This window comes from Pseudomonas fluorescens (assembly GCF_041354075.1).
Lineage (GTDB): Bacteria > Pseudomonadota > Gammaproteobacteria > Pseudomonadales > Pseudomonadaceae > Aquipseudomonas > Aquipseudomonas fluorescens_CE.
Genome location: NZ_JARZGC010000002.1, coordinates 115,663 through 129,367, shown reverse-complemented (window position 1 = coordinate 129,367; position 13,705 = coordinate 115,663). Strand labels below are relative to the sequence as shown.

The window sequence follows — 13,705 nt, the reverse complement described above, 5'->3', positions numbered from 1 at the left end:
TCCCGTCGTCAGCTCAATACGAAGTCCACGGGTTCCAGGACTGGAGGCAGCTGGGTTTCGCCCAGTGCGGTGAGCACCTCGCGTTCGATGTTGCGCACCATCGACTGGGTCGGCAGGTCGTTTTCATCGCGGCCGAACGGGTCTTCCAGTTCGTCGCCAATCGCGTCCAGGCCGAAGAAGGTGTAGCTGACGATTGCAGTAAACAGCGGCGTCAGCCAGCCCAGGGATTCAGCCATGGCAAAAGGCAGCAGGATGCAGAAAAGATACGTGGTGCGGTGCAACAGCAGTGTGTAGGCGAAGGGTAGAGGTGTGTGCTTGATCCGTTCGCACACCGCCTGAGCGTGGGTCAGGCTGGTCAGATGGCCGGCCATGATCGAGTAGCGCCATTCACTGATCGCGCCCGATTCGCCGAGTGCCGAGCATTGCTGGCCGACCTGATCGAGAATACGTCCGCTGAGGTTGGGAGCGTTGTCGTTCGGCTGGGGTTCGAGCCAGTCGCCCGCCGCCTGCAGTTCATCCTTCGCATGCAGCCTGGCGTTCAGCGCATGGGTGAATCCACAGAGGTTGCGCAGGATGGCCTGGCGCTGCACCGGGTCCTTGATCACCTGGGTCTCGCGGATCATCGAGCGGATCGCGACCATCATGTCGCCCCAGGCCTTGCGTGCTTCATACCAGCGGTCGTAACAGGCGTTGTTGCGAAAACTCATGAAGATCGACAGCGACAAACCGAGCAAGGTAAACGGCGTCGCGTTGACCTTGGCGAAATAATTCGGTTGCAGGGTTTCCACCAGCACGATGACCGAAGCCAGCAGCGTCACCATCAGGCAACGCAGCACGATCTTCTTGAAAATCGACCCTTTGAGCGACGTGAGAATGTTGATCAGGTTGGGTTTGGGGCGGACGATCATTGAGGCGCCCCGAACATGGTGGTCCAGTAGATGCCAGAATCACTTTTCGGGTCCACCGCATAGGCCGCCCCCAGCTCCTGATACTGCGGGTTCATCAGGTTGGCGCAGTGGCCGGGGCTGGCGACCCAGCCCGCCACCACGCGCGATACGGTGTCCTGGCCGGCGGCGATGTTCTCGCCCACCAATTGAGCGCTGTAACCTGCCAGCTCGGCGCGGTCACCCGGCGTGCGGCCGTCGCGGTCCTTGTGATCGAAGTAGTTGTTGTTGGCCATGGAGCGCGAGTGCTCTTCGGCGGCTGTTGCCAGTGTCGGGTTCCAGGTCAGCGGCGGCGCGGCGGCAAAGGATTGGCTGCCGCATTGGTGGGGCCGGCTGCGGGCGGCGTTGAGCTCGGCCAGCAGTTTCTGGCCTTCGGCCTGGGAGGTGCCCAGGCGCGCACTCAATAGCGGCCGGGCGACGACGATGCGCCAGTCGCGGTCGTCGCGGCTTACGCCGATGTCGACAAATTGCGGGTCGAGCACGATCTGGCAAAAACTCTCCTGAATCGCTTTCATCGCCGCCGCCGCATCCCGTGGGCCGGACAGGGTGATCGCCTGCACGTTTTTCATGGGATAACCCGCGCTGACCATGGCCTGCTGCAAATTGCCGATGCTGCTGGCAGACAGTGCCAGTCGAGGGTCGCCCGCCAGCGGCGGCAGTTCCGAGGACACCTGACCGGCGCAACGCTGCATCTGACTGCGGTAGTCGTTGATCGAATCGATCAGTTGTTTTTCATCGACCGCCAGCGCCTTCGTGGCGAACAACAGGCTGAGCGACAAGGTGGCAACGCGCAAAACGGAGGGCAGGACAGGCATGGAAATCTCCCTGGATCGGACTGCGCACATGATGCGCGATGACACCCCCAAGTGTGCAACTTTTCACGAGAAAAACAGTGGGGCGTGGTCTGCATCATGGCAATTGGCAACTACACTCAGGCGATGTCGCCCGAACCGTGCTGTGTGCCGACACTGTGTTGATTGATTCCTCCCCCACTTGAAAGGGTTGATCATGCGATCTATCTGGATAGTCGTTTGCATTGCGATCACGTTAGTCAGCGGCCAGGCATCGGCGACTGAACAGGAACAACAAAAGGAAACTGCAGAAAACAAGGCTGAAGTGCTGGAGCAGAAAGCGGCGGAGAAGGGCACCGATTTACCGGTCCCCAAATCCGAAGCCATTACCACTTCAGAGGTGCAGGCGGTCGATCCGGCGGGGGCCGCGCCCCTGGACGATGCGATCACCTGCCTGGCGCGCTCCATTTACTGGGAAGCCAAGGGCAAGTCGTCGGCCGACATGGAAGCGGTGGCGAGTGTGGTGATGAACAGGCTGGGGCACGAAGGCTTTCCGGACACGGTGTGCGCGGTGGTCAAGCAAGGGTCGGAAAGCAAGAACTGTCAGTTTTCCTGGTGGTGCGACGGGCGTCCCGATGATGTTCAGGAAGCCACCCAATACGCGATCGCCAAGGAAATCGCGCGCAAGGCCCTGAACAAGCAGCTCAATGACCGCACCAATGGTGCGATGTACTTTCACGACCGTAATGTGAAACCCGACTGGGCGAAAAAGTACATCAAGACGACCGAGACGGCGATGTTCCTGTTCTACAAACCCCGAAACGGCGACGCCCGGTAACACCCGTCCCCTGTAGGAGCGAGCATGCTCGCGATGGTCTTGATATCGCCGCTGGGTGTCAGGCACCCAGCGTAATCGTTGACGACCATCGCGAGCATGCTCGCTCCTACAGTTACCGCGTTACAGGCCCAGCCTGCCTATGGCAAATCCATCCCCAGCATGATCAACGAATTGCCATGGGCCTCGGCCGCCGCGCGCTGGTTGTAGCTGTCGCGATGGGAGCAGTTGAAGCCGTGCTCGGCTTCCGGGTACACCACGATTTCCACGTTTTCGTTGTTCTCGAAGCGTTCGGCGATTTTCTCCACGGCTTCCAGGGGAATGTGGCTGTCCTTTTCACCGAAATGCATCAGCAGCGGCACCTGGATGTCATCGGCGCGGTCCAGTTGGTTCTGGATGCCGCCGCCGTAGTAGGCGATGGCCATGTCCACCAGGCCGTTGGCGGCGGTGAGGTAGGACAGCAGGCCGCCGAAGCAGTAACCGATCGACGCGATGCCGCCGTCCAGGCCCGGCTGGGCTTTGAGGGCGTCGATGGTCAGTTCGATGTCTTTCTGTGCCTTGCCGATGTCGGTGGCGTTCATCAATTCGACCGCGCGTTTCCAGCCTGGCTCGTCGTAGGTCAGTTCGATACGGGCACCTTCGCGCCAGAACAGGTCCGGCGCGAGCACCAGGTAGCCGTCTGCCGCGTACTGCTCGGCGACGGAGCGGATGTGTTCGTTGACACCGAAAATTTCCTGGATCAGCACGATGCCCGGGCCCTTGCGGGTATGCGGAATCGCCAGGTAAGCGCCGAATTTACCTTCGGCGCTGTCGATCTCGATCCATTGGGTGGTCACGCTCATGGTGGCTCCTGTGTACTGCACAAGTGAGGTGGAACATACAGGCTGCCACGTTAACATTTCAGTGCGCGGCGCGGCGCCAGAAAATTCGGCTGAGCAATGCATCCAGGCTGAGCTTGCCGGGGCCGGACAGCAGCAGTGGCAGCATCGCGGCGAGGTAGATCAGCGGCAGTTTGAAATTGCCGTAGCCTTTGTTAGTGATGGCATAACCCCGGGCAAGTTCACTCAGGCTCGACCAATCGGCGGGCCAGTGCACGGCAGCGGTCGCGACCACGGTCACCACAATCAACACGAGGGTCGAAATCCGTGTGCCGAGCCCGACCAGGATGGCGAGGGCGCAGATCAGCTCGGCCCACATCGACAGCTCCCAGTTCAGCGTGGCCGGCAGTTGATCGAAGGGAAACGGAAAGCGCTCCTGGATATCGGCGAACCAGTTTTCGCCATTCCATTTTTCCAGGCCGGACTCGAAGAATTCCCAGGCGATGAACAGCCTCAGGGTGAGGGGGGCGAGCCAGGCACCGGCGCGGTCGAGATTCAGGTGAAGGCCTTTGACGGCCGTTGAGATTGCAGTGTTCATGGACCGGGTCTCCATTCAGTCAGGGATGCGGGGCCGGGCAGCCCCGCGCAGGGGTTACTCGCCGGCGCCGCACTTGCCTTCGCCGCATTTGCCTTCAGCCGGTTTCTCGGCGCTGTCGGCCTGGGCCTGGCTGTAGCCGTGGGCCAGTTGTTTCATGCTGAACGCTTCGGATTCGGAGGCGGATGCAACGTTGGCCAGGGCCAGGCCGCCAGCAACGATCAGGCCGAGTGTCAGGGAGGACGTCGAGAGTTTGAACATGGTGATACCCCGTGCATTGAGTGAGTTGAGTGCAGTGATCGGCTGAGCCGGTCGTTGGGCACATTTGAACAATCGGGTGTATCTGCGATGTGTCGCTGGCGCGGGGTTTTGTCGGCGAGGTGTGTCGGGGTCCGGGTTGTACACAGTGCGATACAGAGCCAGCTCGATCACACGCAACCTCGTAGGAGCGAGCAGGCTCGCCCCCACAGTCAAAGCGAGCCTGCAAGCGGAGCCAATTGGCGCTTTTACCCCGCGGGGATTTTGCTATACCTTTCCCAACCGCTCCCTGCATGGTGAAACCGCTTCATGTCTCTTGCGCTCGAACGTTTAATCGCTGGCACGCCAATCCCATTCGCGGGTAACCGCGTCACTGTGGTCAGTCCCGAACTGGCCTTGCGCTTCCAGCCCGGTGACCATCTGCTGGTCGAGCAGGTCAGTGGCGAATTGCTGTTGATTCCCGTGGCTGACCAGAAAGCGGCGGCGGTGGCGATCGAGCGGGCAGAAGCGGCCTTTACCGCGCTGTCGGCCGTGTCGGACCAGGCGATCAGCGAGTTTTTCGACCTGTTCGCCCAACGCCTCGAAGACCAGGACTGCTGGGACCTGATCGAGGCCGCCAACCTGGCCGACATCGAGTGGGCCAAGACCCGAGGGCGATCGACCACGCGCCTGCTGGCCGATGAACGCATGCGTCGCGACATGATCGCCGGCCTCCGGGCCTGGCGCGATGCGCCGCCCACGCGCGGCAAAGTCATCAGTTGCGTCGAACATGAAGGCTGGAAGGTGGAGCAAGTGGTTGCCCCCCTGGGCATCGTCGCTTTTGTCTTCGAAGGTCGGCCGAATGTCTTCGCCGACGCCGCAGGTGTGCTGCGCACCGGCAACACCGCCGTGCTGCGCATTGGCAGCGATGCCCTGGGCACGGCGCAAGCCATCGTTGCCCATGCCCTGAACCCGGCGTTGGAGGCGGCTGGCCTGCCCGTTGGCGCGGTGTCGTTGGTGGAAAGTGTCAACCACGCTGCCGGTTGGGCGATGTTCGCCGACCGCCGCCTCTCACTGGCGGTGGCCCGAGGGTCGGGACGTGCCGTCAGCCAACTGGGCAGCATCGCCCAACAGGCCGGCACGGCCGTCAGCCTGCACGGTACGGGAGGCGCCTGGCTGATCGCCGACCAGGACGCTGACGCCACACGTTTTGCCGCTGTAGTGCGCAACTCCCTGGATCGCAAGGTCTGCAACACCCTGAACGTCTGCCTGATCCACCGCGACCGTGCCGCAGAACTGGTGCCGCTGTTCCTCAACGCCCTGAAAGAGGCGGGCGCGGCACGGGATGAAGGCTGCAAGCTGCACATCGTCGAAGGCAGCGAGTCGTACCTGCCTTACGATTGGCGGCACGCGACCGTCGACGTCTGCCGCGCCGAAGGCTACCAGAGCGAAGCCATGGCCGAGCCGCTGCCGGAAGATCAACTGGGTCGCGAGTGGGAATGGGAAGAGACCCCGGAAGTCAGCCTGAAGATCGTCGACGACCTGGACAGCGCCATTGCCTTGTTCAACCGCTACAGCCCGCAATTCACCGTGTCGCTGATCAGTGAGACGGGCCCAGCGCATGAGCGTTTCTACAATGCGGTCAACGCACCGTTTGTGGGTAACGGCATCACCCGCTGGGTCGACGGCCAGTACGCGCTGAACAAGCCCGAGCTGGGCCTTTCGAACTGGGAAAGCGGTCGCCTGTTCGCCCGCAGTGCGATTCTCTCCGGAGACGGTGTGTTTACCGTACGCAGTCGCATGACCCAGACCGATCTGTCGGTCAAACGTTAAGAACAGGCTGCCGCCGTCCGCCGAGTCGTCAATCGTCGACGGACTGGCACACGCCATTCGGGGTCTTGCCGGTCGAGGAGACCTCCACCGAATCGTCATCGGCGAGCACGATGGACAGCGTGATTCCGGAACCCTTGGCCTCGAAGCGCCGCTCGGTGAGGGCCTTGGTGTTGGCTTCCTTGCTGTTGATCAGCACCGGCCCGTCCTGATCCGCCTGGACCAGGAACTGGCCGGGGCATTCGACGGCGAATGACGGGATGCCTTGAACGCTGTTGGCCTGGGCGCCGGCCGTCAACAGCAACAACATCGGAACGATCAGCTTACTTCTCATTGCATGTCTCCAATGAACAACTTCGCTGTGTTTAACCATAGCGGTGTTTGGCAAACATGACGCGAACAAAAAAGGCCCCGCTCGAATAATCGAACAGGGCCTTTTGTCGTGGCTGATAATTAATAGAACCGGTCAATCACCTTGACTTCGTTATTGTTCTGCATCGATTCCCACGCCTGTTTCAGTGTCTGCAGAACGCTGCCGATGTAGTCCTTGTCGGCCGCGGCTTTCTTGCCGACGTAACCCTGACCGCGCCGGTACATCTTCAGGCGGGCCGCGAGGTTCTGGTGGTTCTGGTCGAACTCGGCCTCGTGGGCATGCGGTGCCAGGCAGTCGATCTGAACCTGGCCCGATTTGCTGACCCACAGGATATGGCTGTCATGGCTGTCTTTTTGCGCAGCGAAGATACGAGCCAGTTCATCGATGGTGGGTTGATTGTTCAGGTTCATCATTAAAGCCCCCTTGACCATTTGGTAATCTTTCAAAGTTGATTCGCTAATACAGTTAGCCCATCGGTTAGTTGATCCCTGGCACCGAAACCAGGACGTCAGCGGTCGCCATCGAAATCGACGGGGTCACGCATCTGTTGCATGTAGTCGTGTTGAATAACTGCTACGCAAAAAGCGTCACAACGAAGAGAAGCAGCGAAAACCTTAAGGCCACTACCGACGTTTCAAGGTCGGCCACAAGCTTCATGAGGATTGATCGCCAGCGCTTCTCGTCCTTGTACTGGACGTTCGGGCCAGGTCAGCTTCTTCAATCTGCCTTGTGGGCAGCGTGTATCCGGGAAAAACAGCTCGGCGGTCAGACGAGCTTGCTCAAACATGTTGCCTTACTCCCGATCGGGGAGATGGCTGCATCATGCAAGGGCAAATCGAAGGCGTCAACGGTTTTGTAGTGATTATTTTCAGGCACTACATATTGTCTGACAAAGCTGTTTGGAATGAGGAGGGCGGTCCAGCGCTTGGGCGCAACCTTGCAGGGGGTCACCCCTTGCTCGCCGGTCTGGCCGCGCGTTTGTTGGCTGTGGCGGGTTTTCGCTTGCCGGTTTTGCGTTTGTTTTTCCACGGCGTCGCGCCGCGCCCGGCGGGGCTGGCCGGTCCGTTGATGGCCAGGTTCAGGCCGGCGCAGCGAGCGACCTGCTTGCTCATCCACGCGGCTTGCTTGGTGACGAATTCTTCCAGGCTCATTTCACCGCTTTGCACCATGTCCAGCGCCTGTTCCCAGATCGCCGTGGTGCCAGGGTCGGCAATCGCCCGTGGCACCGCATCGATCAGGCTGAACGCGGCCGGTGTGGCGGACAGCGCCTTGCCGTGCTTGACCAGGTAACCACGGTCGAGCAGGCCCTGGATGATCGAGGCGCGGGTCGCTTCGGTGCCGATGCCGGTGGTGTCCTTGAGTTTCTGCTTGAGCACCGGGTCCTGCACCAGTTTGGCGACGTTCTTCATCGCCTTGATCAGGTCGCCTTCGGTGAAGGGTTTGGGCGGTTGGGTCCAGAGGTCCTTGAGCTTCACGTCGGCCACCGCACATTCAGCGCCTTCGCTGAGTCTCGGCAAGGTTTGCGGCGCCGGCGCTTCGCGTCCCCTGGCCGGTGCGAGAGCCTCGGGCAGGGCGCGTTTCCAACCTGGCTCGACGATCTGCTTGCCGACCGCGCGCAGGGCTTGGTCGGCGCAGTCGAAGTCGGCCTGGGTCCGGTCGTATTCATGATCGGGCAGAAATTGCGCCAGGTAGCGTGCACGGATCAGGGTGTAGACCGCGCGCTGCTTGCCCGCGAGCCGCCCGAGGTTCTGTGCGGCAGCGGTAGGAATGATGCCATGGTGAGCGCTGACTTTTGCGTCGTTCCACGCCCGGGAGCGGCGCTGGGGTTGCAGGTGGTCGCGCAAGGCGTCGAGCGTCGGATCCGCCTGCCTCAACGCCGCCAGGATCGCCGGCGCTTCACTGTGCTGGCTGACCGGCAGGTAGCCGCAATCGCTGCGCGGGTAGGTAATGACCTTGTGGGTTTCGTACAGCGCCTGGGCGATGTCGAGGGTTTCCTGGGCACCGAGGCCGAGTTTTTTCGAACAGACTTCCTGCAGCGTGCCGAGATCGAACGGCAGCGGCGCCACTTCACGCAGGCGCTCGGTGCGCAGCTTGATCACCCGGGCACTCGCCGCGCCGGCCAGTGCCGTGGCGGCGTGTTGAGCCAGCGCCTGGTTGAGGCAGCGGTCCTGGTCGTCACACGCCTCGGAGGGCGCGCGCCACTGTGCGGTGAACGCGGTGCCCTGGTGGAGCAGTTGCACGTCGATGGCCCAATAGGCGACGGGGACGAAGTCAGCGATGCTGCGATCGCGATCCACCACCAGTCGCAGCGTCGGTGTCTGCACCCGGCCCACCGGCAATACCCCTTGATAGCCCGACTGACGCCCGAGCAGGGTGAACAACCGGCTCATGTTCATACCGATCAGCCAGTCGGCCCGCGAACGGCCCAGCGCGGAATGGTAGAGGCTGAAGGTCTCGGCCCCGGGCTTCAATGCCGCCAGTGCCTTGCGGATCGAGGCATCGTCCAGGGCTGACAGCCACAAGCGCTGGATCGGCCCGCGATAACGACAGTGGTCCACCAGCTCCCGGGCGATCATTTCGCCCTCGCGGTCGGCATCGGTGGCGATCACCAGCTCATCGGCCTCGCCGAGCAGGCGCTTGACTGCCTTGTACTGGCTGGCCGTGCGCGGTTTGACGGTCATCTTCCAGGTGTTCGGAATGATCGGCAGGTCCGCAAGCACCCAGCGTTTGTAGCGTGCGTCGTAGGCATCCGGCGCAGCGGTTTCCAGCAGATGGCCGATGCACCAGGTGACCGTGACACCTGTACCCAGCCAGCAACCTTCGCCGCGACGCCGTGCGCCAAGCACGGCCGCGATGTCTTTGGCCTGGGAAGGTTTTTCACAGAGGAACAGCCGCATAACCACCATCGTTCATCAACTGCTGGAAGGTGCACAGGATGGCGCGAGTACGGCGATGGAGCAATCTTTATCTGTATGGATGTACAGTTTTGTGTGTCCATGCTCTTCTGCAGGAGCGAGGGGGACGCCTAGTTCATGCTCGCGATGATGGACCAGACGCCGCTGGCATCCCGACACCCCGCGTTATAGTTGACGACCATCGCGAGCATGCTCGCTCCTACAGGGACTTCAATAATTCAGGTTCACCACCGGCTGCACCAGCTTCGTCCCCGCCGGCTGGCGCAGGATGGTCAGCAAGGTGGTGGTGACGACGTTGATGTCATTGTCGAAACCACCGTGGGAGGCATCGGCCTTGACCCCCGCGCCGTAGTTCATCTTCGCATCGTTGAAAACGTGCAGGGTCCGGGCGAACGCCTCCGGCAGCCCGTTGCCGGTTTTGGCGAAGCCGCTGGCGACATTCCCGCCCCAGTAAAACTGGTTCCATTGCTCGGTCATGTTGCGCGCGGCGATGTTCCAGACCGTCAGGTCCGGATCGCTGAAGTCCTGGCAACTGGCGTCCAGCGCCGTGGCCATGCCCAGCAGCGGCATGCGTTGCAGTTCTTCATAGGCACGCGATACCAGGTAGAGCAACGATTTGTGATAAACGCTGATGACGTTGTCTGCCTGTTCGCGCTGGTCCGACAGCAGGTGGATATGGAAATCCTCGCGCGCCAGCCCGCCGGCCTCGATGACCTTGCGATAGGTCTGATTGGCGAAATCGAGGGTGCAGGCCGGGGCGAGCAACGTCGATGTTTCGGTCGGCAGCCCCCGGGCCCACAGCAGGCGGATCAGGTGGCCGTTGATCAAGGAGCCGGCCGAGTGGCCGATCAGGTGCAGTTCGACTTTTTTCGGGCCCAGGTCGGCAACCAGGCTTTTCAGGTTGTCGGCCATCTCCACCAACCCCCGTGGAGTGAATCCCGATGAGGCTGCGGCCTCTGCGTTCTGCTTCATCTGGCTCCACTGATCGCCGCCGGGCTTTTTGGTCGCCATCTCGATGGTGCGATCCAGACCCTCCAAGGTCTTTTCCTTGATCAGCTTCAACACGTCGTTGATTGCGCCACCGCCAAACACGCCGGGCATGGCGTCCTGAAGAATATACGCCAGGGTTTCCAGGGCACCGGTGCGCCAGGTGACGAACAGCGGATAGATGCCGTTTTCGAGGAAGTAGGGCGCCATGGCGCAGATGCGGTTGATGGAGTCCTGTTCGGAGTTGAGCCCGCCGTGCGCCATGATCGCGATGCGCAGGACCGGCGGTTTGTTCGTTTTGGGCAGCTTGTCGTACCAGGCCCTGGGGGCTTCGTAGACGATTCTTTTGACCGCCGCGCGAACGTTTTGCACATCGGTAAGGCGCGGCCCGATGCTGCCGTTGTTTTCCATGACCACGGTCAGGCCATAGGCCTGGTCCTTGGTGAGCGGTGCAGGCCCCTTGCGATCGGCATCGCGGGCGTTGGCGCTGAACAGCGAAAAACCTTCACGCTTGGCACTGGACACCGCCAGCGCAGTGCGAAACACCGATTGGCTATCGGCTTTGCTGCGCGTGGGGCGGCACTCCGGGGAGAGCCCGCCATGAACCACCGGCACGCCCAGGCCCACGGTCCAGGCATCGGTGCCGTTGGCCAGCCAGTCCTCGTAGGGCAGCAGCGCGAAGCCCGAGTACCCCCAGTCGGTGGACCAGGAGTTTTGCACGATGAAACCCTGGCTGTTGTAACCGATCAACGCAAAGGCATGGCCGCCCTGGATGTTCGCCGACCCTTTGATCACCGGCAGTTGCGCCATGCTGGACAGCGCGGCCGCCGGGCTTTTCCGACCTTGCGGACGCATCAGCGCCCAGCCCTGATGCACATTGGCCGAGACGTACAACGCACCGGTTTCATACAGCGCCGCCATCATCGCGGTGACGTCGTCCTTTTCTACGCGGTAGTAGATGCCCAGCGGTCGGGTCACGGCGTCGGCGGCCCAGTTTTCGGCAGGCGCCTCGAACGCCGGGACCGAGCCATCGGGCCTGACGGTGTAGGGCCAGAGTGCTTCGGCACACACGCCATGTTTGTGCCAGCCCTTCAATGCACCTCGACAGCTCGACCCCGCGTAATCCTCGCCGGGCCATTCGTCATAGAGCTTGGCCAGGTGGTAGAGCTGGCGCGGGCTGGTCTTGATGGCCGCCCGGTCGCGGCGCCACAGCAGGTAGTTGACCACCGCCGCCAGGCCGAAGCCGGTGCAAGCGCCTTCGCTGCCCTGGAACAGCACCATGTTGTGCGCCAGGTAGCCCGAGAGTTCGGCGGCGATGTCCTGGTCGGCCGGCCAGGAGGGTGGGAGGGACTGCACCCGTGGCGTGAACAGGCGATCGCGCAGGTCTAGGCGATCGGGGCGGGCATCGAGGGTGATGAGGTTTTTGTCGAGGGCAAATCGGCTGGCCGGCATGTGGGTGATCCTCAGGTTTCCGAGACTCGGCCCCCTCGCCACGACGGCCCGGCTGCGGAGCGGGGATTTCAACGATGCTATTGATCGTAGACGACGTTCGGGCGGGCCCTGTGCCGATTGACGGATGGAAATTGCAGCGAACTTTTGGATTCCGTTCGGCTGCGAAGCCGTCGCAACGGCCAAATGTGGGTTATACCTGACAGGGTGTCGTCTCGATTGGCGGATGCCGCGCGGCCCATCGTGGCGATGCGACAAGCGACGCTACCCAAGTCCCACTTCGTGCCGAGGAACGCATTACATGAAGAGCTCAGGTCCCAGTCCTGTCATTACCATCGCCGAACAGCCGGGCTGCGTGATGGTGAAATTTCACGGTATCGAAGTGGCGGCTTCCACCCGTGCGCTGGTGTTGCTGGAAGCCAACTACCCGCCGGTGTATTACCTGCCTCGCGAAGACATCGAGCAGGAGTATTTCGTGCGCACCGATCACACCAGTTATTGCCCGTACAAGGGCGATGCCAGCTATTTCAGCTTGAAGGTCGAGGGGCATGAAGCGGCGAATGCGGTCTGGAGCTACGAAGAGCCCAAAGTGTCGGTAGAGCAGATCAGGAACTACGTGGCCTTCTATCCGGACAAGGTCACGTTCGAGCTGCTCCCGGATGTCGGTTGAGCGAGACGCCCCGCATGGGCAGGGCGTGATCATCAAGCCTTGAGGTCACGCACCGCCTGCACCAGGGTCGTTTCGTCGATCTGGTCAACCGACGTCACCCCGGTCAACGTCATCGCCACGCGCATTTCCCTGGCAAAAATATCCAGCATGTTTTCCACACCCCGTTGGCCATCGGCCGCCAGCGCGTAGGCCATCGACCGCCCGAGCAATACGCCTTTGGCCCCCAGTGCGAGCATCCGCACCACGTCCAGCCCCGAACGGATGCCCGAATCGACCAGCACGGTCAGGTCATTGCCCACCGCCTGCATGATCGGCGGCAAGGCCTTTGTGGTGGAGAGCACGCCGTCCAGTTGGCGACCGCCGTGGTTCGATACCACGATGCCATCGGCACCGAAGCTCACCGCATCCCTGGCGTCCTGGGGATCGAGAATGCCCTTGATGATCATCGGGCCCTGCCAGAACTCACGAATCCACTCCAGGTCGCTCCAGCTGATGGACGGGTCGAAGTTGTTGGCCAGCCAGCCCATGTAGTCTTCCAGGGTCACGGCTTTGCCCAGGTACCTGGAAATGTTGCCCAGATCGTGCGGGCGGCCCATGAGGCCGACGTTGAAGGCCCAGTCCGGTCGGGTCATGGCCTGAAGGATGCGGCGTGACGAGGCGAAGGGGCCGGACATCCCCGAATGCGCATCGCGATAGCGTGCGCCGGGGGTGGGCATGTCGACGGTGAACACCAGGTTTTTCACCCCGGCGGCCTTGGCCCGTTCCAGGGCATTTTTCATGAAACCGCGGTCTTTGAGCACGTACAGCTGGAACCAGATGGTCTGGTCGGTCTGGCTCGTCACTTCCTCGATGGAGCACACCGAGACCGTCGACAGGCACAGCGGGATGCCCTTGTTTTGCGCCGCCTTGACCGCCTGCACTTCACCACGACGGGCAAACATGCCGGTCAGGCCGACGGGCGCCAGGACGATCGGCATCGACAGCGGCTGGTCGAACAGGCGGGTTTCCAGGCTCAGGGTCTCGACGTTTTTCAGAATGCGCTGGCGCAGGCTGATGCTGGTCAGGTCGGCGCTGTTGGCCCTCAGCGTGTGCTCGGCATACGCGCCGCCGTCGATGTAGTCGAAGAGAAACCTGGGGAGCTTGCGACGGGCTGCCTCGCGATAGTCGGATGCGGATGAAATGATCATGGGGCCTCATGAGGGTGGAGGGCGGGGCGGTGGTGATCACATTAACGAAAAAAAGCCGAGCCCGCTCTCTGTAG

13 protein-coding genes are annotated in these 13,705 nt (G+C 61.9%); 3 read left to right on the top strand and 10 right to left on the bottom strand.

All coding sequences use genetic code 11. From position 1 onward, the window contains the following. Nucleotides 1-8 precede the first annotated feature (8 nt). Both QIW53_RS02880 and QIW53_RS02875 read right to left on the bottom strand, forming a co-directional pair. Nucleotides 9-908 carry a bestrophin family protein gene (locus QIW53_RS02880; RefSeq protein WP_371048188.1) on the bottom strand — a complete coding sequence of 300 codons (900 nt, stop codon included), beginning with the start codon at nt 906-908 and terminating at the stop codon, nt 9-11. Beyond that, nucleotides 905-1,759 carry a CAP domain-containing protein gene (locus tag QIW53_RS02875; RefSeq protein ID WP_371048187.1) on the bottom strand — a complete coding sequence of 285 codons (855 nt, stop codon included), beginning with the start codon at nt 1,757-1,759 and terminating at the stop codon, nt 905-907. The genes QIW53_RS02880 and QIW53_RS02875 overlap by 4 nt, the downstream gene beginning before the upstream one ends. Nucleotides 1,760-1,952: 193 nt before the next feature. Between QIW53_RS02875 and QIW53_RS02870 the strand changes: the two genes are divergently transcribed. Then, entirely contained in the window at nt 1,953-2,573 is a 621-nt protein-coding gene (locus QIW53_RS02870) for a cell wall hydrolase (protein WP_371048434.1), read from the top strand. Nucleotides 2,574-2,710: 137 nt separating this feature from the next. On the opposite strand, the gene QIW53_RS02865 is transcribed toward QIW53_RS02870, so the two are convergent. From QIW53_RS02865 to QIW53_RS02855, 3 genes are read right to left on the bottom strand one after another with little or no spacing between them, the layout of a single operon-like run. Further along, a complete protein-coding gene (locus tag QIW53_RS02865; RefSeq protein WP_371048186.1) occupies nt 2,711-3,412 on the bottom strand; it encodes a dienelactone hydrolase family protein in 702 nt (233 codons plus the stop codon). A gap of 58 nt (nt 3,413-3,470) precedes the next feature. Beyond that, nucleotides 3,471-3,986 carry an HvfX family Cu-binding RiPP maturation protein gene (locus QIW53_RS02860; RefSeq protein WP_371048185.1) on the bottom strand — a complete coding sequence of 172 codons (516 nt, stop codon included), beginning with the start codon at nt 3,984-3,986 and terminating at the stop codon, nt 3,471-3,473. A gap of 54 nt (nt 3,987-4,040) precedes the next feature. After that, entirely contained in the window at nt 4,041-4,244 is a 204-nt protein-coding gene (locus QIW53_RS02855) for an HvfA family oxazolone/thioamide-modified RiPP metallophore (protein WP_192303223.1), read from the bottom strand. A gap of 306 nt (nt 4,245-4,550) precedes the next feature. On the opposite strand from QIW53_RS02855, the gene QIW53_RS02850 reads away from it, so the two are divergent. Then, nucleotides 4,551-6,053: an aldehyde dehydrogenase family protein gene (locus tag QIW53_RS02850; RefSeq protein WP_371048184.1), complete on the top strand. Its 1,503-nt coding sequence runs from the start codon at nt 4,551-4,553 to the stop codon at nt 6,051-6,053. A 28-nt stretch (nt 6,054-6,081) separates the two neighbouring features. On the opposite strand, the gene QIW53_RS02845 is transcribed toward QIW53_RS02850, so the two are convergent. The 4 genes from QIW53_RS02845 to QIW53_RS02830 form a co-directional block, all read right to left on the bottom strand. Next, nucleotides 6,082-6,384 (bottom strand): hypothetical protein, encoded by a 303-nt coding sequence (locus tag QIW53_RS02845; RefSeq protein WP_371048183.1) that lies wholly within the window; start codon nt 6,382-6,384, stop codon nt 6,082-6,084. A 119-nt stretch (nt 6,385-6,503) separates the two neighbouring features. Then, entirely contained in the window at nt 6,504-6,833 is a 330-nt protein-coding gene (locus tag QIW53_RS02840) for a hypothetical protein (RefSeq protein WP_371048182.1), read from the bottom strand. 537 nt (nt 6,834-7,370) lie between these two features. Continuing rightward, on the bottom strand, nt 7,371-9,320 hold the full coding sequence (locus QIW53_RS02835) for a DNA topoisomerase III (RefSeq protein WP_371048181.1): 1,950 nt from the start codon (nt 9,318-9,320) through the stop codon (nt 7,371-7,373). A gap of 228 nt (nt 9,321-9,548) precedes the next feature. Continuing rightward, entirely contained in the window at nt 9,549-11,777 is a 2,229-nt protein-coding gene (locus tag QIW53_RS02830) for a C1 family peptidase (RefSeq protein WP_371048180.1), read from the bottom strand. Between the two features lie 298 nt (nt 11,778-12,075). Between QIW53_RS02830 and QIW53_RS02825 the strand changes: the two genes are divergently transcribed. Next, the gene (locus QIW53_RS02825) at nt 12,076-12,444 is read left to right on the top strand and encodes a DUF427 domain-containing protein (protein WP_371048179.1); all 369 of its coding nucleotides are present in this window, start codon (nt 12,076-12,078) and stop codon (nt 12,442-12,444) included. A 32-nt stretch (nt 12,445-12,476) separates the two neighbouring features. Here QIW53_RS02825 and lldD read toward each other — a convergent pair whose 3' ends face one another. Further along, nucleotides 12,477-13,631 (bottom strand): FMN-dependent L-lactate dehydrogenase LldD, encoded by a 1,155-nt coding sequence (gene lldD, locus QIW53_RS02820; protein WP_371048178.1) that lies wholly within the window; start codon nt 13,629-13,631, stop codon nt 12,477-12,479. Nucleotides 13,632-13,705: the final 74 nt, after the last annotated feature.